The 25,285-nt window shown below is 67.5% G+C and carries 25 protein-coding genes; 24 read left to right on the top strand and 1 reads right to left on the bottom strand.

Translation table 11 applies throughout. The features are described 5' to 3' along the window. Window positions 1–34: 34 nt before the first annotated feature. From aroB to WIX39_RS09930, 5 genes are read left to right on the top strand one after another with little or no spacing between them, the layout of a single operon-like run. Window positions 35–1,144, top strand: coding sequence for a 3-dehydroquinate synthase (gene aroB / locus WIX39_RS09910; protein ID WP_409194988.1), 1,110 nt, complete (start codon window positions 35–37; stop codon window positions 1,142–1,144). Further along, complete coding sequence (locus tag WIX39_RS09915; protein WP_081266468.1) at window positions 1,141–2,271, top strand: deoxyguanosinetriphosphate triphosphohydrolase; 1,131 nt, start codon at window positions 1,141–1,143, stop codon at window positions 2,269–2,271. Before aroB ends, WIX39_RS09915 begins: the two co-directional genes overlap by 4 nt. An 8-nt stretch (window positions 2,272–2,279) precedes the next feature. Beyond that, a complete protein-coding gene (locus WIX39_RS09920) occupies window positions 2,280–3,524 on the top strand; it encodes a CynX/NimT family MFS transporter (protein WP_409194989.1) in 1,245 nt (414 codons plus the stop codon). After that, complete coding sequence (locus WIX39_RS09925) at window positions 3,521–4,096, top strand: DUF1415 domain-containing protein (protein ID WP_285414973.1); 576 nt, start codon at window positions 3,521–3,523, stop codon at window positions 4,094–4,096. Before WIX39_RS09920 ends, WIX39_RS09925 begins: the two co-directional genes overlap by 4 nt. After that, the gene (locus WIX39_RS09930) at window positions 4,093–4,977 is read left to right on the top strand and encodes a class I SAM-dependent methyltransferase (RefSeq protein WP_106935549.1); all 885 of its coding nucleotides are present in this window, start codon (window positions 4,093–4,095) and stop codon (window positions 4,975–4,977) included. Before WIX39_RS09925 ends, WIX39_RS09930 begins: the two co-directional genes overlap by 4 nt. On the opposite strand, the gene WIX39_RS09935 is transcribed toward WIX39_RS09930, so the two are convergent. Then, entirely contained in the window at window positions 4,964–5,701 is a 738-nt protein-coding gene (locus WIX39_RS09935; protein ID WP_409194990.1) for a DUF1266 domain-containing protein, read from the bottom strand. The two genes, WIX39_RS09930 and WIX39_RS09935, sit on opposite strands and share 14 nt — an antisense overlap. Window positions 5,702–5,769: 68 nt before the next feature. Between WIX39_RS09935 and WIX39_RS09940 the strand changes: the two genes are divergently transcribed. From WIX39_RS09940 to hisB, 19 genes are all read left to right on the top strand, one after another. Continuing rightward, window positions 5,770–6,465, top strand: coding sequence for a transposase (locus tag WIX39_RS09940; protein WP_081266463.1), 696 nt, complete (start codon window positions 5,770–5,772; stop codon window positions 6,463–6,465). Between the two features lie 185 nt (window positions 6,466–6,650). Then, complete coding sequence (locus tag WIX39_RS09945) at window positions 6,651–11,408, top strand: glutamate synthase-related protein (protein WP_081266462.1); 4,758 nt, start codon at window positions 6,651–6,653, stop codon at window positions 11,406–11,408. A 34-nt stretch (window positions 11,409–11,442) separates the two neighbouring features. Further along, complete coding sequence (locus WIX39_RS09950; protein ID WP_409194991.1) at window positions 11,443–12,921, top strand: glutamate synthase subunit beta; 1,479 nt, start codon at window positions 11,443–11,445, stop codon at window positions 12,919–12,921. A gap of 67 nt (window positions 12,922–12,988) precedes the next feature. After that, on the top strand, window positions 12,989–13,849 hold the full coding sequence (locus WIX39_RS09955) for an ABC transporter ATP-binding protein (RefSeq protein WP_106935545.1): 861 nt from the start codon (window positions 12,989–12,991) through the stop codon (window positions 13,847–13,849). Further along, window positions 13,846–14,628 carry a lipid asymmetry maintenance ABC transporter permease subunit MlaE gene (gene mlaE, locus WIX39_RS09960; protein WP_081266459.1) on the top strand — a complete coding sequence of 261 codons (783 nt, stop codon included), beginning with the start codon at window positions 13,846–13,848 and terminating at the stop codon, window positions 14,626–14,628. Before WIX39_RS09955 ends, mlaE begins: the two co-directional genes overlap by 4 nt. Before the next feature lie 38 nt (window positions 14,629–14,666). Then, complete coding sequence (mlaD, locus tag WIX39_RS09965; protein ID WP_081266458.1) at window positions 14,667–15,158, top strand: outer membrane lipid asymmetry maintenance protein MlaD; 492 nt, start codon at window positions 14,667–14,669, stop codon at window positions 15,156–15,158. A gap of 35 nt (window positions 15,159–15,193) precedes the next feature. Continuing rightward, window positions 15,194–15,901 (top strand): MlaA family lipoprotein, encoded by a 708-nt coding sequence (locus tag WIX39_RS09970; protein ID WP_409194992.1) that lies wholly within the window; start codon window positions 15,194–15,196, stop codon window positions 15,899–15,901. A gap of 165 nt (window positions 15,902–16,066) precedes the next feature. Further along, on the top strand, window positions 16,067–16,723 hold the full coding sequence (locus tag WIX39_RS09975) for an MlaC/ttg2D family ABC transporter substrate-binding protein (RefSeq protein ID WP_081266456.1): 657 nt from the start codon (window positions 16,067–16,069) through the stop codon (window positions 16,721–16,723). A 10-nt stretch (window positions 16,724–16,733) separates the two neighbouring features. Next, window positions 16,734–17,009, top strand: coding sequence for an STAS domain-containing protein (locus WIX39_RS09980; protein ID WP_081266455.1), 276 nt, complete (start codon window positions 16,734–16,736; stop codon window positions 17,007–17,009). A 33-nt stretch (window positions 17,010–17,042) separates the two neighbouring features. Further along, window positions 17,043–17,990, top strand: coding sequence for an ABC transporter ATP-binding protein (locus WIX39_RS09985; RefSeq protein ID WP_081266454.1), 948 nt, complete (start codon window positions 17,043–17,045; stop codon window positions 17,988–17,990). Continuing rightward, window positions 17,987–18,751 (top strand): ABC transporter permease, encoded by a 765-nt coding sequence (locus WIX39_RS09990; protein ID WP_081266453.1) that lies wholly within the window; start codon window positions 17,987–17,989, stop codon window positions 18,749–18,751. The genes WIX39_RS09985 and WIX39_RS09990 overlap by 4 nt, the downstream gene beginning before the upstream one ends. Before the next feature lie 21 nt (window positions 18,752–18,772). Continuing rightward, window positions 18,773–19,015, top strand: a complete 243-nt coding sequence (locus WIX39_RS09995; RefSeq protein WP_093048598.1) for a BolA family protein — start codon at window positions 18,773–18,775, stop codon at window positions 19,013–19,015. A 40-nt stretch (window positions 19,016–19,055) separates the two neighbouring features. After that, window positions 19,056–20,345: a UDP-N-acetylglucosamine 1-carboxyvinyltransferase gene (gene murA / locus WIX39_RS10000; protein WP_106935543.1), complete on the top strand. Its 1,290-nt coding sequence runs from the start codon at window positions 19,056–19,058 to the stop codon at window positions 20,343–20,345. After that, complete coding sequence (gene hisG, locus WIX39_RS10005) at window positions 20,342–20,983, top strand: ATP phosphoribosyltransferase (RefSeq protein ID WP_081266450.1); 642 nt, start codon at window positions 20,342–20,344, stop codon at window positions 20,981–20,983. The genes murA and hisG overlap by 4 nt, the downstream gene beginning before the upstream one ends. Before the next feature lie 20 nt (window positions 20,984–21,003). Next, on the top strand, window positions 21,004–22,374 hold the full coding sequence (gene hisD / locus WIX39_RS10010; RefSeq protein ID WP_106935542.1) for a histidinol dehydrogenase: 1,371 nt from the start codon (window positions 21,004–21,006) through the stop codon (window positions 22,372–22,374). Window positions 22,375–22,407: 33 nt separating this feature from the next. Further along, window positions 22,408–23,223: a hypothetical protein gene (locus WIX39_RS10015; RefSeq protein WP_409194993.1), complete on the top strand. Its 816-nt coding sequence runs from the start codon at window positions 22,408–22,410 to the stop codon at window positions 23,221–23,223. Between the two features lie 4 nt (window positions 23,224–23,227). Beyond that, window positions 23,228–23,575 (top strand): hypothetical protein, encoded by a 348-nt coding sequence (locus WIX39_RS10020; RefSeq protein WP_081266447.1) that lies wholly within the window; start codon window positions 23,228–23,230, stop codon window positions 23,573–23,575. Beyond that, on the top strand, window positions 23,572–24,663 hold the full coding sequence (hisC, locus tag WIX39_RS10025; RefSeq protein WP_106935540.1) for a histidinol-phosphate transaminase: 1,092 nt from the start codon (window positions 23,572–23,574) through the stop codon (window positions 24,661–24,663). The genes WIX39_RS10020 and hisC overlap by 4 nt, the downstream gene beginning before the upstream one ends. Then, window positions 24,660–25,277 (top strand): imidazoleglycerol-phosphate dehydratase HisB, encoded by a 618-nt coding sequence (hisB, locus tag WIX39_RS10030; RefSeq protein WP_081266445.1) that lies wholly within the window; start codon window positions 24,660–24,662, stop codon window positions 25,275–25,277. The genes hisC and hisB overlap by 4 nt, the downstream gene beginning before the upstream one ends. Window positions 25,278–25,285 lie beyond the last annotated feature (8 nt).

The following is a 25,285-nucleotide window of genomic DNA, read 5'->3' on the forward strand; positions in this document are numbered from 1 at the left end:
GCCGGCCCCGGCCGCAGCGCCTAAACTCGCTGCCATGTCCCTGTCCGTACTTTCCGCTCCGCCAGAACGCGTCGACATCCAGCTCGGCGACCGCAGCTACCCGATCCTCATCGGCGCCGGCCTGCTGGACGACCCCGCGAGCTTTGCCGCCACGCCGGCCGCGGCCAGCGCACTGATCGTCAGCAACACCACGGTGGCGCCGCTTTACGCCAAGGCGCTGCAGGCCGTGCTGGCCGGCCGCTTCCGCACCGTGCACCTGCTCGAGCTGCCCGATGGCGAAGCGCACAAGAACCTGCAGACGCTGAACCTGATCTTCGACGAACTGCTGGGCCGCGGCAGCGACCGCAAGACCGTGCTGTTCGCCCTGGGCGGCGGCGTGGTGGGCGACATGACGGGCTTCGCCGCCGCAAGCTACATGCGCGGCGTGCCGTTCGTGCAGGTGCCGACCACCTTGCTGGCGCAGGTCGACTCCTCGGTCGGCGGCAAGACGGCCATCAACCATCCGCTCGGCAAGAACATGATCGGCGCGTTCTACCAGCCGCAGCTCGTGGTGTGCGACCTGGGCACGCTCCAGACGCTGCCGCCGCGCGAGCTCAGCGCGGGGCTGGCGGAGGTCATCAAATACGGCCCGATTTACGACATGGCCTTCTTCGACTGGATCGAGGCCAACATCGAGGCGCTGACCGCGCGCGATCCGGCCGCGCTGGCCCATGCCGTCAAGCGCAGCTGCGAGATCAAGGCGCTGGTCGTCGGGCAGGACGAGCGCGAGACCGGCCTGCGCGCCATCCTCAATTTCGGCCACACCTTCGGGCATGCCATCGAATCGGGCCTGGGCTACGGCGAGTGGCTGCACGGCGAGGCGGTCGGCTGCGGCATGGTCATGGCGGCCCATCTGTCGCAGCGCCTGGGCGGCGTCGATGCCGCATTCGTCGAGCGCCTGACGCGGCTGATCGAACGCGCCGGCTTGCCGATCGTCGGCCCGGCCCTCGGCGCGGAGCGCTACCTGGAACTGATGCGCGTCGACAAGAAGTCGGAAGCCGGCGAAATCCGCTTCGTGGTGATCGACAAGCCCGGCTCGGCCGTGGTTCGCAGCGCGCCCGACGCGCTCGTGCGCGAAGTGCTCGCGCAGTGCTGCGAGGGATGAGCCTCGCGGCCTATGCCTGCCAGCCCGCGCAGTCGCGCGGCAGGCGCCATGCGGAGCCGCCCGCGCCCACGCGCGACGCCTTCCAGCGCGACCGCGACCGCATCGTGCATTCCACGGCCTTCCGCCGGCTGGTCTACAAGACGCAGGTCTTCCTGAACCACGAAGGCGACCTGTTCCGCACGCGGCTCACGCATTCGCTGGAAGTCGCGCAACTGGGGCGCTCGATTGCGCGGGCGCTGCGCCTCAACGAAGACCTGGTCGAGGCGATCGCGCTGGCCCACGACCTGGGCCACACGCCCTTCGGCCACGCGGGCCAGGATGCGCTCAACGATTGCATGGCCGAGCACGGCGGCTTCGAGCACAACCTGCAGAGCCTGCGCGTGGTCGATGCGCTGGAGCATCGCTATCCGCAGTACGACGGCCTGAACCTGAGCTTCGAGACGCGCGAAGGCATCCTGAAGCACTGCTCGCGCGCCAATGCCGAACGGCTGGAGGCGGCCGAGCCCCATGGCGTGGCCCGTCGCTTCCTGGACCGTACGCAGCCGGGCCTGGAGGCGCAGCTGTGCAACCTGGCCGACGCCATCGCCTACAACGCGCACGACATCGACGACGGGGTGCGTTCCGGGCTCATCGGCGTCGAGCAACTGGGCGAAGTGGAGCTGTTCGAGCGCTATCGCCGCGAAGCGCTCGCCGAATACCCCCGGCTGCAGGGCCGCCGCGTGCTCTACGAGACCATCCGGCGCATGCTCAGCGCGCAGGTCTACGACGTGATCGACACGACGCGCGCTGCGATCGAAGCCGTTGCACCGGCCGATGCCGACGCCGTGCGGCATGCCCCGCCTCTCGTCGCCTTCAGCGAGACGATGCAGGCGCAATCCGAAGCGCTCAAGCGCTTTCTCTTTCGCAACCTGTACCGCCATCCGCAGGTCACCCAGACCACCGACCAGGCGCAGCAGGTGGTGCGGGAGCTGTTCGACGCCTACATCGAGCGCGGCGGAGAGATGCCCGCCTCGTATGCCGACCGCCGTGACCGGCCCCGCGCGGTGGCCGACTACATCGCCGGCATGACCGACCGCTTCGCCGTGCGCGAGCATGAAAGGCTCACCGGACGGCGGGGGATCGCGTGAGCCCGGCCGTGCGTCCCCGCGTTCCGGTTGCCGCCTTCGCCGTGCTGCTGGGTGGCGTGAGCGGCGCCTTGCACCTCGGCAAGCTGCCGCCCGCGGTGCCCGCGCTGCAGGCTTCGCTGGGCATCGGGCTGGTCGAGGCTGGCTTCCTGCTGTCGCTGGTGCAGGTCGCCAGCATGACGCTGGGGCTGGTTGCCGGGCTCGCGGCCGACAGCATCGGCCTGCGGCGCAGCATGCTGACGGGGCTCGTGGTCCTGACGGTCGCCAGCCTGCTGGGCGGCTGGGTCGGCAGCGGCGCGGTTGAAGGCTCCCCTGCGGTGCGGTGGCTGCTTGTGCTGCGGGCCGTCGAAGGCGTGGGTTTTCTGCTGACCGTCATGCCGGGCCCGGGCTTGATCCGCGCCTTGACGCCTCCGGGCGCCGACAAGGCCGCGCTGGGGCTCTGGGGCGCCTACATGCCGCTCGGCGTTGCGCTGGCGCTGTTGGTTGGGCCGGCCCTGATCGGCTGGGGCGGATGGCCTGACTGGTGGTGGGCGCTGTCGGTGGTTTCGGCCGTGGCCGCGCTCTGGCTCTGGCTGGCGGTGCCGGCCGACCGGCTGCGCCCGGCCGCTGCGGGCGGCGCTTCGACGGCCTGGTCGTCCCGGCTGCGCGCCACGGTGGGTGCGCGCGCGCCCTGGCTGGTCGCGCTGACCTTCGCCGTCTACTCCGCCCAATGGATGGCGGTGATCGGCTTTCTTCCGGCCATCTATGCCGGCGCCGGCGTGCCGTCCGGCTGGAATGCCTTGCTGACCGCGCTGGCAGCCGCCATGAACATCGTCGGCAACATTGCCGGCGGCCGCTGGCTGCAGCGCGGCGTGGCGCCCGAGCGGCTGCTCCAATGGGGCTTCCTCGCGATGGCGCTCGGCGGCGTCGCGGCTTTCGCCCAGGCCGGGCAGGGCGCCGATGCGCTGGGCCTGCCGCCTGCGCTGCGCTACGTCGCGGTCTGCGCCTTCTCGCTGGGCGGGGGCATGGTGCCGGCGACGCTGTTTCTGCTCGGCGTGCGGTTCGCGCCCGGGCCGGCCACGGTGTCCACCACCGTCGGCCTGATGCAGCAGGCCTCCTCGCTGGGCCAGTTTCTGGCGCCGCCGGCGGTCGCCTGGGTGGCGCATCGCGTCGGCGGCTGGCACTGGACCTGGGCGGCCACGCTGGCCTGCTCGCTGGTCGGCATGACGATCGCGCGGCGACTGGGGCGGATTCGCCCTGCGGCGGGGATGGCATGAGCGGCCCGGCGACAATCGGGGCCGCCCAGGCCTGCGCCGACATGCGGCGCTGGCTCGAACGAGCGGTGATCGGCCTGAACCTGTGCCCCTTTGCGAAGGCGGTGCACGTGAAGGGGCAGATCCACTACGCCGTGTACGAACCCGCCGAAGAAGCCGACCTGATGGACGCGCTGCTGGCCGAAGCCAGAGACCTCGCGGCGCTCGACGCCGCCGTGCGCGACACCACCCTTTTGATTGCACCGAACACCTTGGCCGATTTTCTGGATTTCAACGATTTCACGGCGCGTGCCGAGCGCCGGCTCGCCCGCGCAGGTTTCGACGGCGTGTTCCAGCTGGCGAGCTTCCATCCGCAATTCCAGTTCGCCGGCACGGAGCCGGACGACATCGGCAACGCCACCAACCGCGCGCCGTATCCCACGCTGCACCTGCTGCGCGAGGAGAGCGTGGACCGCGCGGTCGATGCGTTTCCCGAGGCGGAAGCGATCTTCGAGCGCAACATCGACACGCTCGAAGCTCTCGGCCCGACGGGCTGGGCGGCGCTCGACGTCGGCCCCGGGAGTGCCAAGCCATGAACACCAGATTCGCCCCCAAGGCGGCAAAGACGAACAAGCTCGCCAAGGCCGACGCCGAGCTGGCCGAAGTGCTGAAGCCTGGCCAGTCGGTGGAGCTGCTCAAGGAGCTGCACATCCTCACCCGCGAGGGCCGGCTCAACCAGGATTCGCGGCGCAAGCTCAAGCAGGTCTACCACCTGTTCCAGTTCATCGAGCAGCTGCTGCGCGAGCTGCCGGAAGAAGGCGCCGGGGCCACGCTGGCCGACCATGGCGCGGGCAAGTCGTACCTGGGCTTCATCATCTATGACCTGTTCTTCCGCGCGCGGCAGGGCGGGCATGTGTACGGCATCGAGACGCGCAGCGAGCTGGTCGAGCGCTCGCGCGCCCTGGCGCAGCGGCTGGGTTTCGGCCGCATGTCGTTCCTGAATCTCACCGTGGCCGAATCCGCGCAGGCGAGCGAGCTGCCTGCGCAGATCGACGTCGTCACCGCGCTGCATGCCTGCGATACGGCCACCGACGACGCCATTGCCTTCGGCCTTGCCAAGAAAGCACGCTGCATGGTGCTGGTGCCCTGCTGCCAGGCCGAGGTGGCCGCCTGCCTGCGCGAGACCAAGGCGCTGGCGCTCTCGCGCACCCCGCTGGCCGAGCTGTGGCGCCATCCGCTGCACACGCGCGAGATCGGCAGCCAGCTCACCAACGTGCTGCGCTGCCTGTATCTGGAAGCCAACGGCTACAGCGTCACCGTCACCGAACTGGTCGGCTGGGAGCACAGCATGAAGAACGAGCTGATCCTGGCGCGCTACACGGGCCAGCGCAAGGCGAGCGCGGCGGCGCGCCTGGGCGAGCTGCTGTCGCAGTTCGGGCTCGACGCGCTGGGCGACACGCGCTTCAAGCTGGGCTGAGCCCCGCGGTGTTCTCTCGGGCGGGACGTGAGGCCAGCAGGGCGGGCAGCTCGTCCCGCGTGGGCCAGGCCACGGTCTTCCAGGGACTGCGCTCGTTTTCGAGCAGTTTCTCCGTCACTGAAGCCAGGAGCTTGCGCCCGACGAAATTGCTGCCCGGCGCGTCGCGTTCGCCCGCGAGGAAGTTGCGTGCGTAGTCGTCCCAGCCGCTGAAACGCTCGACGGCCAGTTCCACGACGGGCACCAGCCAAGCCAGTGCCGTATGGGCTTCCACATGGCCGACTGCCGCCGCGCCCGTGGCGAGGTGGCTGGCGCGGCCGATCCACAGCGCCAGGTCGCCGTCGTTGGGCTGGGAGGGGAGGTCGCCGGCGATGGTTCCCACCGTGGCTTCGGCGCTTTCGCCGTCCGTGACGGAGAAGTCGCGGTCCAGCAGCTTCTTCCAGGGCTCGATCTCCTTGTCTGCAATGCCGATGCACAGCAGATGCACCGCGCTGCGACGGGCTTCCTCGGCCTCCCGCAGGTCGGACGCGAAGGTCTCCCGGTACACGGCCGCCAGCGCCACGGCGAAGTTCTCGAAGCGGGACGAGGCGGCGAGGCGCGCGTCCAGCGCCGCACCGGTTTCCTGCAGCTTCGCCTCGCGCTCGGCGGCTTCCTGCGCCAGTTCGGCCCTTCCCTCCGCCATGCCTTCCTTCACCGAATCGATCAATTCCTTGAAAAGCTTGAACATTCGCGGCTCCCACCAATTGTTTGTAAACGGGCCGCTTAGCATACAAGTCCCGAGCGTCAACACCATCCATGGCCCGTCTTCCCCGTCTCACCCTGGCAGGCATGCCGCACCACGTGATCCAGCGCGGCAACAACCGCCAGCCGATCTTCGTGGACCGGGCGGACCACGAGAAGCTGCTCGCGCTGATGGCCGAGAACGCCGTGCGCTTCCGCGTCGCGGTGCATGCGTACGTGCTGATGGACAACCACTTCCACCTGCTGGCGACGCCCGACAGCACCACCGGCCTGCCGCAGTTCATGCAGTCGGTGGGGCGAAGCTACGTGCGCTATTTCAATGACCGCCACGGCCGCAGCGGCACCCTGTGGGAAGGGCGCTACAGGTCGACGCTGATCCAGACCGAGCGCTACCTGCTGACCTGCATGGCCTACATCGACCTCAACCCGGTGCGGGCCGGCATGGTGGCCGACGCGCGCGACTTTCCCTGGTCCAGCCACGGCCACTACGCGGGGCTGCGGCACGACAAGCTGCTGACGCCGCACCCGTTGTACTGGGAACTCGGCAATACGCCGTTCGCGCGCGAGGCCGCCTATGTCGAGTTGGTGCGCGCCGGCGTACGCATGGCCGACCAGGATGCGCTCACCGAGGCCACCCTGCGCGGCTGGGCGGCGGGCGACGATGATTTTCTGGGCACTTTGCAGAAGTCGACGGAGCGGCGGGTGGTGAAGGCCAAGGCGGGCCGGCCGCCTTCAGGCACCGTTTCCTGAAGCCGGATCGACGCCAAGCCTTTGACCCGTCTCAGGCCTTTGCTACTTTTTTTAATGTGTCCCCAATTAAATTCTGACAAGAAAACTCAAGATTTAATTCGAATCTGACCCCCATTAAAGTGTTTGGCATTCTTTGTGCATCGCAATATGCTCCCTTTCCCTGCGAAAACTGAAGGAGCGCGCCCATGACGACGGCTGCCGAGATTCAACATCTCCAAGAACACGGTCTGTATTCCGGTGCCGACGAGCACGATGCCTGCGGCGTCGGCTTCGTCGCACACATCAAGGGCGAGAAAAGCCATGCCATCGTGCTGCAGGGCTTGAAGATCCTCGAAAACCTCGACCATCGCGGCGCTGTGGGTGCCGACAAGCTGATGGGCGACGGCGCCGGCATCCTGATCCAACTGCCCGACCACCTGTACCGCGAAGAAATGGCGAAGCAGGGTGTCACGCTGCCCCCGCCGGGCGAGTACGGCGTCGGCATGATCTTCCTGCCGAAGGAACACGCTTCGCGCGAAGCCTGCGAACAGGAAATGGAACGCGCCATCAAGGCCGAAGGCCAGGTGCTGCTCGGCTGGCGCGACGTGCCGGTCAACCGCGACATGCCCATGTCGCCCACCGTGCGCGAAAAGGAACCGCTGCTGCGCCAGGTGTTCATCGGCCGCGGCAACGACGTGATCGTGCAGGACGCGCTGGAACGCAAGCTCTACGTGATCCGCAAGACCGCCAGCGCCAACATCCAGCGCCTGAAGCTCAAGCACAGCAAGGAATACTACGTTCCCAGCATGTCGAGCCGCACCGTGGTCTACAAGGGCCTGCTGCTGGCCGACCAGGTCGGCACCTACTACCTCGACCTGCAGGACAAGCGCTGCGTCTCGGCCCTGGGCCTGGTGCACCAGCGCTTCTCCACCAACACCTTCCCCGAGTGGCCGCTGGCCCACCCGTACCGCTACGTCGCCCACAACGGCGAAATCAACACGGTCAAGGGCAACTACAACTGGATGAAGGCCCGCGAAGGCGTGATGTCCTCGCCCGTGCTGGGCGCCGACCTGCAGAAGCTCTACCCGATCAGCTTCGCCGGCCAGTCCGACACCGCCACCTTCGACAACTGCCTCGAGCTGCTGACGATGGCCGGCTACCCCATCAGCCAGGCCGTGATGATGATGATTCCCGAGCCCTGGGAACAGCACGCCACCATGGATCCGCGCCGCCGCGCGTTCTATGAGTACCACGCCGCCATGCTCGAGCCCTGGGACGGCCCGGCCTCCATCGTGTTCACCGACGGCCGCCAGATCGGCGCCACGCTCGACCGCAACGGCCTGCGTCCCTCGCGCTACTGCGTGACCGACGACGACCTGGTCATCATGGCCTCCGAATCGGGCGTGCTGCCCGTGCCCGAGCAGAAGATCGTGCGCAAGTGGCGCCTGCAGCCCGGCAAGATGTTCCTGATCGACCTGGAACAGGGCCGCATGATCGACGACGAGGAGGTCAAGGCCAACCTCGCCAACAGCAAGCCCTACAAGCAGTGGATCGAAAACCTGCGCATCAAGCTCGACAGCGTCAAGGCCGAGCCGGTCTCCGCGCCGCTCTCGCAAGTCGCGCTGCTCGACCGCCAGCAGGCCTTCGGCTACACCCAGGAAGACATCAAGTTCCTGATGAGCCCGATGGCGCAGGCCGGCGAAGAGGGCATCGGCTCCATGGGCAACGACAGCCCGCTGGCCGTTCTCTCCAGCAAGAACAAGCCGCTGTACAACTACTTCAAGCAGCTGTTCGCGCAGGTGACGAACCCGCCGATCGACCCGATCCGCGAAGCCATCGTGATGTCGCTGGTGTCCTTCATCGGCCCCAAGCCCAACCTGCTGGACATCAACCAGGTCAACCCGCCGATGCGGCTCGAAGTGAGCCAGCCGATCCTCGACTTCGCCGACATGGCGAAGCTGCGCGACATCGGCAAGTACACGCAGGGCAAGTTCAAGAGCTACGTGCTCGACATCACCTACCCGCTCGCGTGGGGCGACGAAGGCGTCGAAGCCAAGCTGGCCTCGCTGTGCGCCGAAGCGGTGGACGCCATCAAGGGCGGCCACAACATCCTGATCATCAGCGACCGCGGCGTGAGCCCGACGCAGGTGGCCATTCCCGCCGTGCTGGCGCTGTCGGCCGTGCACCAGTACCTGGTTCGCGAAGGCCTGCGCACCACGGCCGGCCTGGTGGTCGAGACCGGCTCGGCGCGCGAAGTGCATCACTTCGGCGTGCTGGCCGGCTACGGCGCGGAAGCCGTGCACCCCTACCTCGCCATGGAAACGCTGGTGGCCATGCATGCCGACCTGCCGGGCGAGCTGAGCGCCGACAAGGCGGTCTACAACTACGTCAAGGCCATCGGCAAGGGCCTGTCGAAGATCATGTCGAAGATGGGTGTCAGCACCTACATGAGCTACTGCGGCGCCCAGCTGTTCGAAGCCATCGGCCTGAACAGCGAGACGGTCAACAAGTACTTCACCGGCACCGCCAGCCGCGTGGAAGGCATCGGCGTCTTCGAGATCGCCGAGGAAGCCATCCGCATGCACAAGGCGGCCTTCGGCGACGACCCGGTGCTCGCCAACATGCTCGACGCCGGCGGCGAATACGCCTGGCGCACGCGCGGCGAGGAGCACATGTGGACGCCCGACGCCATCGCCAAGCTGCAGCACAGCACGCGCGCCAACAACTGGAACACGTACAAGGAATACGCCCAGCTCATCAACGACCAGAACCGCCGCCACCTCACGCTGCGCGGCCTGTTCGAGTTCAAGATCGACCCCGCCAAGGCCATTCCGGTCGACGAGGTCGAAGCTGCGTCCGAAATCGTGAAGCGCTTCGCCACCGGCGCGATGTCGCTCGGCTCGATCAGCACCGAGGCGCACTCGGTGCTGGCCGTGGCCATGAACCGCATCGGCGGCAAGAGCAACACCGGCGAAGGCGGTGAAGACCCCGCGCGCTACCGCAACGAACTCAAGGGCATCCCGATCAAGCAGGGCGACACGCTCAAGAGCGTGATCGGCGCGGCCAACGTCGAGGTCGACATGCCGCTGCGCGACGGCGACTCGCTGCGCTCGCGCATCAAGCAGGTCGCGTCGGGCCGCTTCGGCGTCACGGCCGAGTACCTGCATTCGGCCGACCAGATCCAGATCAAGATGGCACAGGGTGCCAAGCCGGGCGAGGGCGGCCAGCTGCCGGGCGGCAAGGTCACCGAGTACATCGGCAAGCAGCGTTATGCGGTGCCGGGCGTGGGCCTGATCTCGCCGCCGCCGCACCACGACATCTACTCGATCGAAGACCTGGCACAGCTGATTCACGACCTGAAGAACACCGCGCCGCACGCCAGCATCAGCGTGAAGCTGGTGAGCGAGATCGGCGTGGGCACCATCGCCGCGGGCGTCGCCAAGTGCAAGAGCGACCACGTCGTGATCGCCGGCCATGACGGCGGCACGGGCGCATCGCCCTGGTCGTCCATCAAGCATGCGGGCAGCCCGTGGGAAATCGGCCTGGCCGAGACGCAGCAGACGCTGGTGCTCAACCGCCTGCGCAGCCGCATCCGCGTGCAGGCCGACGGCCAGATGAAGACCGGCCGCGACGTCGCCATCGGCGCGCTGCTGGGCGCCGACGAGTTCGGCTTTGCCACGGCGCCGCTGGTGGTCGAGGGCTGCATCATGATGCGCAAGTGCCACCTGAACACCTGCCCGGTGGGCGTGGCCACGCAAGACCCGGTGCTGCGCAAGAAGTTCTCCGGCAAGCCCGAGCATGTCGTCAACTACTTCTTCTTCGTTGCCGAAGAAGTGCGCCAGATCATGGCCCAGCTGGGCATCCGCAAGTTCGACGACCTGATCGGCCGTGCCGACCTGCTCGACATGCGCAAGGGCATCGAGCACTGGAAGGCCTCGGGCCTCGACTTCAGCCGCCTGTTCGCGCTGCCGAGCGTGCCAGCCGACGTGCCGCGCTTCCATGTCGAGAACCAGGACCACGGCCTGGACAAGGCGCTCGACGTGAAGCTCATCGAGAAGTCGCGCCCCGCCATCGAGAAGGGCGAGAAGGTGCAGTTCATCGAGGTGGCGCGCAACGTCAACCGCTCGGTGGGCGCCATGCTCTCGGGCGCGCTGACCAAGGTGCATCCGCAGGGCCTGCCCGACGACTCGATCCGCATCCAGCTCGAAGGCACGGGCGGCCAGTCGTTCGGCGCCTTCCTGGCGCGCGGCATCACGCTGTACCTGATCGGCGACGCCAACGACTACACCGGCAAGGGCCTCTCGGGCGGCCGCGTGGTGGTTCGACCCAGCCTCGACTTCCGCGGCGAAGCGGTACGCAACACCATCGTCGGCAACACCGCGCTGTACGGCGCGACCACCGGCGAGGCCTACCTGTGCGGCGTGGCCGGCGAGCGCTTCGCGGTGCGCCTGTCGGGCGCCACGGCGGTCATCGAAGGCACCGGCGACCACGGCTGCGAATACATGACCGGCGGGACGGTGGCCGTGCTCGGCAAGACGGGCCGCAACTTCGCGGCCGGCATGAGCGGCGGCGTCGCCTTCGTGTACGACGAGGACGGCCAGTTCGCCTCGCGCTGCAACCTCTCGATGGTGTCGCTCGACAAGGTGCTGACCTCGGCCGAGCAGACCGCGAGCGTGCACCGCAAGATCTGGCACGGCGGCGAGACCGACGAAGCCCAGCTCAAGAAGCTGCTCGAAGAGCACCATCGCTGGACCGGCAGCAAGCGCGCGCGCGAGCTGCTCGACAACTGGGCCGTGTCGCGCACCAAGTTCGTGAAGGTGTTCCCGAACGAATACAAGCGCGCGCTGGCCGAGCTGCACGACCGCAAGGTCGAGCTCACCAGCACCGGCAACAACGCGCACATCGGCCTCGAGCCGCATGCGCTGACGGCCCCCGCACCGCAAACGGCCCCGGCTTCGGTCTGAGCGCCCACGAGTACAGAGAACAAAGGAAAGCACGATGGGAAAGATCACCGGCTTCATGGAGCATGAGCGCATCGAAGAGGGCTACAAGCCCGTTGACGAGCGCGTCAAGCACTACAAGGAATTCGTCGTCGGCCTGAACGCCGAGCAGGCCAAGGTGCAGGGTGCGCGCTGCATGGACTGCGGCACGCCGTTCTGCAACAGCGGCTGCCCGGTCAACAACATCATTCCGGACTTCAACGACCTGGTGTACCGCAACGACTGGCAGAACGCCTTCGCGGTGCTCGACTCGACCAACAACTTCCCCGAGTTCACCGGCCGCATCTGCCCCGCGCCCTGCGAGGCGGCCTGCGTGCTCAACGTGAACGACGACGCGGTCGGCATCAAGTCGCTGGAGCACGCGATCATCGACCGTGCCTGGGACGAAGGCTGGGTGGCGCCGCGCGTCGCCAAGCACAAGACCGGCAAGAAGGTGGCCGTGGTGGGCGCGGGCCCGGCCGGCATGGCGGCTGCGCAGCAACTGGCGCGTGCCGGCCACGACGTGACGCTGTTCGAGAAGAACGACCGCATCGGCGGCCTGCTTCGCTACGGCATTCCCGACTTCAAGATGGAGAAGTCGCATATCGACCGCCGCGTGGAGCAGATGAAGGCCGAAGGCGTGGTGTTCCGCACCGGCGTGATGGTCGGCGCCGCGAAAGACCCGCTGGGCAAGGGCTCCAAGGTCACGAACCTGGCCAAGGAAACCGTCACGCCCGAGCAGCTGCAGAAAGAGTTCGACGCCGTGCTGCTCACCGGCGGCGCCGAGCAGTCGCGCGACCTGCCGGTGCCCGGCCGCGACCTCGACGGCATCCATTTCGCGATGGAGTTCCTGCCGCAGCAGAACCGCGTCAACGCGGGCGACAAGGTCAAGGGCCAATTGCGCGCCGACGGCAAGCACGTCATCGTCATCGGCGGCGGCGACACCGGCTCCGACTGCGTGGGCACCAGCAACCGCCACGGCGCCGTGAGCGTCACGCAGTTCGAGCTGATGCCCCAGCCGCCCGAAGAAGAAAACCGCCCGCTGACCTGGCCCTACTGGCCGATCAAGCTGCGCACCAGCTCCAGCCATGAAGAGGGCTGCGAGCGCGAGTTCGCCATCTCCACCAAGGAATTCATCGGCGAGAAGGGCAAGGTCACCGGCCTGAAGACCGTTCGCGTCGAATGGAAGGACGGCAAGATGCAGGAAGTCGCCGGCAGCGAGCAGGTGCTCAAGGCCGACCTCGTGCTGCTGGCCATGGGCTTCGTGAGCCCCGTGGCCACCGTGCTCGACGCCTTCGGCGTGGAGAAGGATGCACGCGGCAACGCCAAGGCGACGGTCGACTTCATCGGCGGCTATGCCACCAACGTACCGAAGGTTTTTGCCGCCGGCGACATCCGCCGCGGGCAGTCGCTGGTTGTGTGGGCGATTCGCGAAGGCCGTCAAGCCGCGCGGTCGGTGGATGAGTTTCTGATGGGATTCAGCTACTTGCCGCGCTGAATTTTGTTTCAGTTTCGTGGTCGCCGTCGCGGCCCCGTTATCATCCGCTGCAAAACCGCATGCCGGGATGCTTGAAAGGGCGCCCGGCTTTTTTATTGAGATGGACCCTGCTACACAGCCACATCCTTTCGTAGAGTTTCGCGACGTCACGTTCGGCTACGGTGCGCGCGCCATCCTCGACGGCGTGTCCTTCAGTGTGCCGCGCGGCAAGGTGACGGCGCTCATGGGCGCTTCGGGTGGCGGCAAGACCACGGTCCTGCGGTTGATCGGCGGGCAGCAGCGCGCACAGCGCGGCGCGGTCCTTTTCGATGGTCAGGATGTCGTCAGGTTCGACGCGAAGGCGCTCTATGCGGCGCGTCGGCGCATGGGCATGCTCTTCCAGTTCGGCGCGCTGTTCACCGACATGAGCGTGTTCGACAACGTGGCTTTCCCGCTGCGTGAGCACACACAACTCTCCGAAGCGCTGGTACGCGACATCGTGCTCATGAAGCTCGACGCGGTCGGCCTGCGCGGTGCGCGCGACCTGATGCCCAGCGAGGTCTCGGGCGGCATGGCGCGCCGCGTGGCGCTGGCACGCGCGATCGCGCTGGACCCCGACCTCGTGATGTACGACGAGCCCTTCGCCGGGCTGGACCCGATCTCGCTCGGCACCGCCGCGCGGCTGATCCGGCAGCTCAACGACACGCTCGGGCTCACCAGCATCATCGTGTCGCACGACCTGGAGGAGACCTTCCGCATCGCCGATCACGTGATCATCCTGGCCAACGGCGGCATCGCGGCGCAGGGCGCGCCCGACGACGTGCGCAACAGCGACGATCCGCTGGTGCACCAGTTCGTGAATGCGCTGCCCGACGGGCCGGTTCGTTTCCACTACCCCGGCGTCAGCATCGAAGCCGATTTCGGCAATGTCGAAGGGGGCCGCTCATGAGTTGGTGGAAGCCTGCCGATGTCGGCTTTGCGGTGCGCAGCCATCTGGCCAACCTGGGCCACGGCGCGAAGCTCTTCATGCGCCTGGTCGGCCCCGGCGCGCGGATCATGCGGCGCTTCGGCCTGGTGCGCGACCAGATCCATTTCCTGGGCAACTACTCGCTCGCCATAATCGGCGTGTCGGGGCTCTTCGTGGGATTCGTGCTGGGGCTGCAGATGTATTACGCGCTGCAGCGGTACGGATCGTCCGAGGCGCTGGGCCTGCTGGTCACGCTGAGCCTGGTGCGCGAATTGGGCCCCGTGGTGGCGGCGCTGCTGTTCACCGGGCGCGCCGGTACTTCCCTCACCGCAGAAATCGGCCTCATGAAGGCCGACGAGCAGCTGAGCGCCATGGAAATGATGGCGGTCGATCCGGTGCAGCGCATCCTTGCGCCGCGTTTCTGGGCCGGCGTCATCACCATGCCCTTGCTGGCGGCGGTGTTCAGCGCGGTCGGCATCATGGGCGGCTACGTGGTGGGCGTGCTGATGCTGGGCGTCGACCCGGGCGCGTTCTGGGGCCAGATGCAGGGCGGCGTCGATGTGTGGCGCGACGTCGGCAACGGCGTCATCAAGAGCATCGTGTTCGGCTTCACCGTCACTTTCATCGCGCTGCTGCAGGGCTACGAGGCCCAGCCCACGCCCGAGGGCGTTTCGCGGGCGACCACCAAAACTGTGGTCACGGCGTCGTTGGCGGTACTGGGGCTCGATTTCCTGCTCACCGCCATGATGTTCAGTATCTAAAAGGGGCCGGGCCCCAATCGTTCTAGAGAGTGCAAACCATGCAACGTTCCAACAACGACATCTGGGTCGGCCTGTTCGTCCTGATCGGCGCGGCTGCGCTGCTGTTCCTCGCTCTGCAGTCGGCCAACCTGCTGAGCCTGAACTTCCAGAAGACCTACTCGGTGACGGCGCGCTTCGACAACATCGGCGGGCTCAAGCCCCAGACCGCGGTCAAGAGCGCCGGCGTGGTGGTCGGCCGCGTGGAGTCGATCTCCTTCAACGACAAGACCTTTCAGGCCAACGTAACACTGGCTTTGCAAAACCGTTACAGTTTTCCCAAGGACAGCTCTCTGAAGATCCTGACCAGTGGCCTGCTCGGCGAGCAGTACATCGGGATCGAGGCGGGCGCCGACGACAAGAACCTGCAGGCAGGCGACACCATCACCGCGACCCAGTCGGCCGTGGTGCTGGAGAACCTGATCAGTCAGTTCCTGTACAGCAAGGCGGCGGAAGGTAATACCTCGTCGGCCGGAACAGCCAACAAAAAATGAAAACACGATCAAATCTGTCAAGCCCCGTGCACCGCATGGGTAGCGGCCTGCGCTGGGCAAGTGCCGCAGCGGTCCTCGCGTTCGTGGCCGGATGCGCCACCGGCCCCAATGCCAACCCGGCCGACCCGCTCGAGCCGTTCAACCGCGGTGTCACCCGCTTCAACGACACCGTCGACGACGCGGTGCTCGTCCCGGTAGCCACGGCCTACCAGAAGGTGCTGCCCTCCATGGTGCGTACCGGGGTGAACAACTTCTTCGGCAACATCGGCGACGTCTGGAGCCTGGCCAACAACGTGGCCCAGCTCAAGCTGCAGGACAGCGCGGAAACCTTCATGCGCCTGAACGTCAATACGTTCTTCGGCCTTGGCGGCCTGCTGGATGTCGCGACCGAAGCGGGCATTCCCCGCCACGAGAAAGACTTCGGCCAGACGCTCGGCTACTGGGGCGTGGCCCCCGGCCCCTACCTCGTGCTGCCGCTGCTGGGCCCGTCCACCGTGCGCGACGCTGCGGCCAAGCCGCTGGATTTCTGGGGCGACCCGGTGAACCACATTCACGACGTTGCCTGGCGCAATTCGCTGACGGTGCTGGACGTGGTCGACACCCGTTCCCAGTACCTGCGGGCCGGCCGCCTGCTCGGCGACGCGGCGCTCGACAAGTATTCGTTCACGCGTGACGCTTTCCTGCAGCGCCGCCAAAGCCAGATCTACGACGGCAACCCGCCTGACGACGGCGCCGGAAAGTAAGCGTGCGGCGCGCTCGGGAGGCTGAGCTGCTTGCATCCGGTTGCAAGGCTTCACCTCCCGGACAGGAACCCGGTAGGCGCCGTGCCGCTCGAACCCGTTCTTGTCTGTGCACACCGCTGCTTTGACGTGCTTCGCAGATTTTCAAACTTGATTGAGGGACTCTCCATGAACAACAAGACCTTGCAACGACGCGATCTCGGCCGCCTGGTGCTGGCCGGCGCCCTGCTGTTCGGTGCCGCTGTCGCCTTCGTGCAGCCCGCGCGCGCAGCCGACGAAGCGCCCGATGCGCTCGTCAAGCGCCTCTCGACCGACGTGCTCGAGACCATCAAGTCCGATACCAGCATCAAGTCGGGTGACGTGAACAAGATCATGGTGCTGGTCGACAGCAAGATCATGCCCAACGTCAACTTCCAGCGCATGACGGCCTCGGCCGTCGGCCCGGCTTGGCGCACCGCCACGCCGGAGCAGCAAAAGCGCCTGCAGGACGAGTTCAAGACCCTGCTGGTGCGCACCTATGCCGGCGCGCTCGACCAGGTGACCGACCAGACCGTCACCGTTCGCCCGTTCCGCGGCTCGCCAAGCGACACCGACGTGCTGGTGCGTACCGAGGTCACGGGCCGTGGCGACCCGGTCCAGCTGGACTACCGCCTTGAAAAGACCCCCGGCCAGGGCGCCGGCTGGAAGGTCTACAACCTGAACGTGCTGGGCGTGTGGCTGGTCGATACCTACCGCACCCAGTTCGCGCAGGAAATCAACAAGAGCGGCATCGACGGCCTGATCGCCGCGCTGGCCGCGCGAAACAAGGGCAACGCCAAGGGCTGAGGGCCGAGCGATGCTGGTCCTGCCCACCCGGCTCACCCATGACGAGGCCCCCGCCTGCATGCGCATGCTGCAGCAGGGGCTGAAGGGCCAGACCGATTCGTCTTCCACCGTGGTGGACGCGAGCGCGCTGGCCCAGTTCGATTCGTCGGCGCTGGCCGTGCTGCTGGAGTGCCGCCGCGAATCGAGCGCGCTGGGCCGGGGGTTCTCGGTCAAGGGCCTCTCCCCGCGGCTGCGCGAACTGGCCACCCTGTACGGCGTTGCGGGCCTTTTGCCCGCCGCGCCCTGAAAAAGTAACAGCCCCGTAAAATCGCGGGCTCCCATGCCCGCGATCTCATTCCAATCGGTCTCCAAGACCTACCCCCCCTCCAAACAGCAGAAAGCCCAAGGCAAGCAAGGGCTGAAGGCTGTCGACGAGGTCAGCTTCCAGATCGAACCGGGCGAATTCTTCGGCCTGCTCGGTCCCAACGGCGCCGGCAAGACGTCCCTGATCAGCATGCTCGCGGGGCTCTCGCGTCCCACGTCGGGTGCCATCAGCGTCCACGGCTTCGACGTGCAGCGCGACTTCGCGCAGGCCCGCCGCCAGCTGGGCATCGTGCCGCAGGAGCTGGTGTTCGACCCCTTCTTCAACGTGCGCGAGTCGCTGCGCATCCAGTCGGGCTACTTCGGCATCAAGAACAACGAGGCCTGGATCGACGAGCTGCTGCAGAGCCTGGGCCTCGCCGACAAGGCCACGGCCAACATGCGCCAGCTCTCCGGCGGCATGAAGCGCCGGGTGCTGGTGGCGCAGGCGCTGGTGCACAAGCCGCCGGTGATCGTGCTCGACGAGCCCACCGCCGGCGTCGACGTCGAACTGCGCCAGACGCTCTGGCAGTTCGTCGCCAGGCTCAACAAGCAGGGCAGCACCGTGCTGCTCACCACCCATTACCTGGAAGAGGCCGAGGCGCTGTGCAGCCGCATCGCCATGCTCAAGCTGGGCCGCGTGATCGCGCTGGCCCGCACCAGCGAACTGCTGAAATCGGCTGCGAGCAACGTGCTGCGGTTCAAGACCGACGCCATGCTGCCCTGGGAGATCGCGAAGAACGCGCGCATCACCGGGCGCATCGTGCAGCTGCCGGCGCAGAACGCCCATGAAGTCGAACAACTGCTGGCCGCGATCCGCGAAGCCGGCGTCGCGGTGGAAGACGTGGAAATGCGCAAGGCCGACCTGGAAGACGTGTTCATCGACCTGATGGCGGGCGAGCAGACCCCGCTGGAGGTTGCAAGATGATGGCGGTAACCGGTTGGCGCGCGCTGCTCTACAAGGAAACGCTGCGCTTCTGGAAGGTCGGCTTCCAGACCGTCGGCGCGCCGGTGCTCACCGCGCTGCTTTACCTCATGGTGTTCGGCCATGTGCTCGAGGGCCGCGTGACGGTCTACGGCACGGTCGGCTACACGGCCTTTCTGGTGCCTGGCCTCGTGATGATGAGCGTGCTGCAGAACGCCTTCGCCAACAGCTCTTCGTCGATCATCCAGAGCAAGATCATGGGCAACCTGGTGTTCGTGCTGCTCACGCCGCTGTCGCACTGGGGCTGGTTCTTCGCCTACGTGGGCTCGTCGATCATCCGCGGGCTGGCCGTGGGGCTGGGCGTGTTCCTGGTGACCATGCTCTTCGCAGTGCCCGACTTCGTGGCGCCGCTGTGGATCATCGTGTTCGCGCTGCTGGGCGCGGCCATGCTGGGCACGCTGGGCCTCATCGCCGGCCTCTGGGCCGAGAAGTTCGACCAGATGGCGGTGTTCCAGAATTTCCTGATCATGCCCATGACCTTCCTGTCGGGCGTGTTCTATTCGATCGGCTCGCTGCCGCCTTTCTGGCAGAAGGTGAGCCACCTGAACCCGTTCTTCTACATGATCGACGGCTTCCGCTACGGCTTCTTCGGCGTCAGCGACGCCTCGCCGTGGCTGAGCCTGGGCATCGTCGGCACCGCCTGGCTGGTGGTGAGCGCCATTGCCGTCCACCTGCTGCGCATCGGCTACAAGATCCGTAGCTGAGCGCCTCTTCCCCAAAATCCCATGACCGCCGAACAACTCCAGGCCCTGATCCAGTCCCATCTCCCATGCGAGCACATCACGCTCGAGGGCGACGGCCGGCATTGGTACGCCACCATCGTCTCGGCCGAATTCGAGGGCAAGCGCTCGATCCAGCGCCATCAGCGGGTCTACGCCACCCTCGGTGCGAAAATGCACACCGACGAGGTGCACGCGCTTTCGATGAAGACCTACACGCCGGCCGAATGGGCGGCAGTGGAAAAATAACTTTCCGGCCCTGGCGGCCCCTGATTTCGCTGGAATTTCGATGGACAAACTTCTGATTCGCGGCGGGCGAGAGCTCCGCGGCGAAGTACTCATTTCCGGCGCCAAGAACGCCGCGCTGCCCGAGCTGTGCGCTGCGCTGCTGACCGACCAGCCCGTGGTGCTGCACAACGTGCCGCGCCTGCAGGACGTGTCGACCATGCTCAAGCTGGTCCGCAACATGGGCGTGACCGCCGAGCGAGACGACAACGGCACCGTGCGCCTGGACGCCGCCGACCTGACCAAGCCCGAGGCGCCCTACGAGCTCGTGAAGACCATGCGCGCCTCCGTGCTGGCCCTGGGCCCGCTGCTGGCGCGCTTCGGCCATGCCAGGGTGTCGCTGCCGGGCGGCTGCGCCATCGGGTCGCGGCCGGTCGACCAGCACATCAAGGGCCTGCAGGCCATGGGCGCCGAGATCGTGGTCGAGCACGGCTACATGGTCGCCCGCCTGCCGGAGGGCCGCACCCGCCTGAAGGGCGCGCGCATCCTGACCGACATGGTCACCGTCACCGGCACCGAGAACTTCCTCATGGCGGCCGCGCTGGCCGAGGGCGATACGCTGCTCGAGAACGCTGCCCAGGAGCCCGAGATCGTCGACCTGGCCGAAATGCTGATCCGCATGGGCGCGAAGATCGAAGGCCACGGCACCAGCCACATCCGCATCCAGGGCGTCGAGAAGCTGCACGGCTGCGAGCATGCCGTGGTGGCCGACCGCATCGAGGCCGGCACCTTCCTGTGCGCCGTGGCGGCCACCGGCGGCGAGGCTTTCCTGCGCCATGCGCGCGGCGACCACCTCGACGCCGTGATCGACAAGCTGCGCGACGCCGGCTGCACCGTGGCCTGCGAAAAAGACGGCGTGCGCATCGGCTCCAGGGGCCCTGCCTACGAACACCTGAAGGCGCAGAGCTTCAGCACCACCGAATACCCGGGCTTCCCCACCGACATGCAGGCCCAGTTCATGGCCCTGAACGTGATCGCGCGCGGCGCCTCGATGGTCACCGAGACCATCTTCGAGAACCGCTTCATGCACGTGAACGAGATGGTGCGCCTGGGCGCCCACATCCACGTCGAAGGCAAGGTCGCGATGGTCACCGGCGTGCCGCAATTGTCGGGCGCCACCGTGATGGCCACAGACCTGCGCGCTTCCGCCAGCCTCGTCATTGCCGGCCTCGTGGCCGAGGGCGAGACGCTGGTCGACCGCATCTATCACCTGGACCGGGGCTACGACCGCATGGAATCCAAGCTGCGCGGCCTCGGCGCCGACATCGAACGCGTGACGGGAGCCGCCGCATGATCACATTGGCGCTTTCCAAGGGCCGCATCTTCGAAGAGACGATGCCCCTGCTGGCCGCGGCCGGCATCGAGGTCACCGAAGACCCCGAGAAGTCGCGCAAGCTGATTCTCGAAACCACCCGGCCCGACGTGCGCGTGGTGCTGGTGCGCGCCTCCGACGTGCCCACCTACGTGCAGTACGGCGGCGCCGACCTCGGCGTGACCGGGCTCGACGTGCTGCTGGAGAACGGCAACCAGGGCATGTACCAGCCGCTCGACCTGCGCATCGCCGCCTGCCGCCTGAGCGTGGCCGTGCGCGCCGACTACGACTACGCCTCCGCCGTGAAGCAGGGCTCCCGCCTGCGCGTGGCCACCAAGTACGTGGGCCTGGCACGCGACTTCTTCGCCAGCAAGGGCGTGCACGTCGATCTGATCAAGCTCTACGGCAGCATGGAGCTGGCGCCGCTGACCGGGCTGGCCGACGCCATCGTCGACCTGGTCTCCACCGGCAACACGCTCAAGGCCAACCACCTCGTCGAGGTAGAACGCATCATGGACATCAGCGCGCGCCTGGTGGTGAACCAGGCGGCGCTCAAGCTCAAGCGCGAGCCGATCCGCCACATCATCGACGCGTTCGCGTCGGCCATTCCGTCCTCCTGAAACCCACGAAACCCACGCCCATGACTCTGAAAGCAGCCCCCGCCCGACTGTCCACGACTTCAGCCAGCTTCGACGCTGAATTCAAGGCGCGGCTGCATTGGTCCGCGGACGACGACGCGGCCATCGAGAAGGTCGTGGCCGACATCCTGGCCGACGTGCAGAAGCGGGGCGACGAGGCGGTGCTGGAGTACACCCGCCGCTTCGACGGGCTCGGCGCGGCTGCCGTGTCGGAGCTCGAGCTGACGCAAGCCGATTTCAAGGAAGCCTTCGATTCGCTGCCTGAAGACCAGCGCGCTGCGCTGCAAGCCGCGGCCGACCGTGTGCGCAGCTATCACGAGGCGCAGAAGAAGGCCAGCGGCGAAAGCTGGAGCTATCGCGACGTGGACGGCACGCTGCTGGGCCAGAAGGTCACGCCGCTGGACCGCGTCGGCATCTACGTGCCCGGCGGCAAGGCGGCCTATCCGTCCAGCCTGCTGATGAACGCGATCCCGGCGCATGTGGCCGGCGTCGGCGAAATCATCATGGTCGTGCCGACGCCTGTGAAGGGCAGCGTTGCGACCGGCGGCTCCGGCGGCGAATCGTCGACGAAAGGCGAGCGCAACGTGCTGGTGCTCGCCGCCGCCTACGTGGCAGGCGTGACGCGCGCTTTCACCATCGGCGGCGCCCAGGCCGTGGCCGCGCTGGCCTACGGCACCGCCACCGTTCCCGCCGTCGACAAGATCACCGGCCCCGGCAACGCCTACGTGGCCGCCGCCAAGCGCCGCGTGTTCGGCACCGTGGGCATCGACATGATCGCCGGCCCGAGCGAGATCCTGGTGCTGGCCGACGGCAGCACGCCGCCCGACTGGGTGGCCATGGACCTGTTCAGCCAGGCCGAGCACGACGAACTCGCCCAGAGCATCCTGCTGTGCCCCGACGCGGCCTACATCGACCGCGTGCAGGCCGAGATCGACCGCCTGCTGCCCGCCATGCCGCGCGCGGAAATCATCGCCGCTTCGCTCAACGGCCGCGGCGCACTGATCCACACGAAGAGCATGGAAGAGGCCTGCGAGATCAGCAACCGCATCGCCCCCGAGCACCTCGAAGTGAGCAGCAGCGAGCCCAACCGGTGGGAGCCGCTGCTGCGCCACGCCGGCGCGATCTTCCTCGGTGCCTTCACCAGCGAAAGCCTGGGCGACTACTGCGCCGGTCCCAACCACGTGCTGCCCACCAGCGGCACGGCGCGCTTCTCCAGCCCGCTGGGCGTGTACGACTTCCAGAAGCGCTCCAGCCTGATCGAGGTCAGCGAAGCCGGCGCCCAGGTGCTCGGCCCCGTCGCCGTCACGCTGGCCGAGGGCGAGGGCCTGCAGGCGCACGCAGAGGCCGCGCGCATGCGCCTGCGTAAGATCTGAGGCTCCATGACCCCCCAGGGAGGAGCCAGCAAGATGATTGATCGTCTCCATCGTTCGCGTCTTTTCAAGTTCGCTACCGGCCTCGTCGCCGGCGCGGCATTGCTTGCCGCCTGCAGCCAGATGCCGCAGGCGGTCACCACCAACAGCGCCGCTCCCGCCGCGGCGACCGCGCCGCGGCTCGGCACGCAGTGGGGCGAGGGCCTGGAATCGAAGACCCGCACGGTCGTCGCCAAGCGCCTGTCCGCGCAGCCGGACGACACGGCCTCGCTGGGCTACAACGAAGCAGGTGCCGTGCGCCGGGCGGTGGGCAGCAACCCCGAGCGCCGCCTGAACCTGCTGCTGGCCGACGGCGACGTCGAATGGTCGGTGCTCGACGAGACCGGCAGCCCGCTGCCGCTGCAGCGCGCGCGCCGGGGCAGCGGCGGCGACGACATGTTCCGCCTGGCGGGTGTCGAGGGATCGCGCTACACGCTGCGCTTTCGCAACCTCAGCGAGCGCAGCTACGAGGTGATCGCCACGGTCGACGGCTTGGACGTGCTCAACGGCAGGCCCGGCAGCCTGCGCAACGGCGGCTACGTGCTGGGCCCGATGCAGGCGCTGACCATCGAGGGCTTCCGCAAGAGCGAGAGCGAGGTCGCCGCCTTCCGCTTCGTCACGCCGGGGCGCGCCTATGCCGCCAACACGGAAGCCGGCGACGTGCGCAACATCGGCGTGATCGGCGCCGCGCTGTTCGAGCTGGAACAGCGCGACGTGCCGCGCCGCCAGCGCCGCGACGCATCGCCGCAGCAGCAGCCCAGCGCCTTCCCGGCCGACGGCAGCTACGCGCCGCCGCCGCGCTATCGCCAGTGACGCCATGAAACGTGCCGCCTTCCTGCTGATCGCGCTGGCCACGGCCGCCTGCGCCCAGGCCATGAGCATCCGCGAACTGCGCACGCTCGAGGCCACCGAGAAAGACGGCAAGGCCTACGCCGGCTACTACCTCGTGGGTGTGCTGGAGGGCCTGCGCGAAGGCGTCGAATCGTCGCAGCGCAATGGGCTCAAGCCCGTGTTCTGCGTCGAGGGGCGCCGCCTCGAGCCTTCCATGGCCCGCTCGCTCTACCAGACCGAGCTCACCCGCAACGCCGACAGTTACGAAGCCGACATGCCAGTGCAACTGGTCATGGCCGGCGCCCTGAAGAACAGCTACCGCTGCACCAAATGACCGCTCCCGAATCCGCCCGCCCGCCGCTCGACCGCATCCGCAGCGACGTGCGGTCCATGCATGCCTACGCGGTTCAGGACGCGCGCGGCCTCGTCAAGCTCGACGCAATGGAAAACCCCTTCGGCCTGCCGCCCGCGCTGCAGGCCGAGCTGGGCGCGCGGCTCGGCGCGCTGGCGCTCAACCGCTATCCCGGCGACCGCGGCGCCGATCTGCGGCGCGCGCTGGCGGCCCACGCGCAGATGCCCGAAGGCTTCGCGCTGATGCTGGGCAACGGCTCGGACGAGCTGATCTCGCTGCTGGCCATTGCCTGCGACCTGCCCGGCGCGACGGTGCTGGCGCCGCTGCCCGGCTTCGTCATGTATGCCATGAGCGCGCAGCTGCAGGGCCTGAAGTTCGCCGGCGTGCCGCTCACGGCCGACTTCGAGCTCGACGAGGCCGCCATGCTGGCCGCCATCGCGCGAGAAAAGCCCGCCATCGTCTACCTGGCCTACCCGAACAACCCGACCGCCAATCTCTGGAACGACGCCGTCCTGGAGAGAGTCGTCGAGGCCCAGGGCGCGCAGGGCGGCCTGGTGGTGATCGACGAGGCCTACCAGCCCTTCGCCGCCCGCAGCTACATCGACCGCCTGGCGAAGCACGGCCACGTGCTGCTGATGCGCACCCTCAGCAAGTTCGGCCTGGCCGGCATCCGGCTGGGCTACCTCATGGGGCCGGCGGCGCTGGTCGCCGAGATCGACAAGGTGCGCCCGCCCTACAACATCAGCGTGCTCAACTGCGAGTGCGCGCTGTTCGCGCTGGAGCACGCCGAGGTGTTCGAGGCCCAGGCCCGCCAGATCCGAGAGGAGCGCGAGCGCCTCATGACGGGGCTCGGCCGCCTGCCGGGCGTCAGGACCTGGCCCAGCGACGCCAACATGATCCTGCTGCGCGTGCCCGACGCGGCCAAGACCTTCGAAGGCATGAAGGCTCGCGGGGTTCTGGTGAAGAACGTTTCTAAAATGCACGAACTGCTCGCAAACTGCCTGCGCCTCACCGTCGGAACGGCCGACGAGAACGCGCGGATGCTCGCGGCGCTCGAAGCCTCACTATGACCACCCCCACCAGCCAGGACAGCGGCGACCGCATCGCGTCCGTCACCCGCAACACCGCCGAAACGAAGATCACCGTCAGCGTCAACCTCGACGGCACCGGCCGCGCCAAGCTCTCCACCGGCATCGGCTTCTTCGACCACATGCTCGACCAGATCGCCCGCCACGGGCTGATCGACCTCGACATCGACTGCCAGGGCGACCTGCACATCGACGGCCACCACACGGTGGAAGACGTCGGCATCACGCTGGGCCAGGCCGTGGCCAAGGCCATCGGCGACAAGAAGGGCATCCGCCGCTACGGCCACGCCTACGTGCCGCTCGACGAAGCCCTGAGCCGCGTCGTCATCGACTTCTCGGGCCGCCCCGGCTTGGTGATGCACGTGCCCTTCACCAGCGGCATGATCGGCACCTTCGACAGCCAGCTCACCTACGAGTTCTTCCAGGGCTTCGTGAACCACGCCTTCGTCACGCTGCACATCGACAACCTCAAGGGCGTCAATGCGCATCACCAGTGCGAGACCGTGTTCAAGGCCTTCGCGCGCGCCATGCGCGGCGCGCTGGAGCTCGACCCGCGTTCCGCCGGCGTCATTCCCTCGACCAAGGGCTCGCTCTGAACGCGTTC

This window comes from Variovorax sp. AB1(2024), assembly GCF_037482385.2.
Lineage (GTDB): Bacteria > Pseudomonadota > Gammaproteobacteria > Burkholderiales > Burkholderiaceae_C > Variovorax.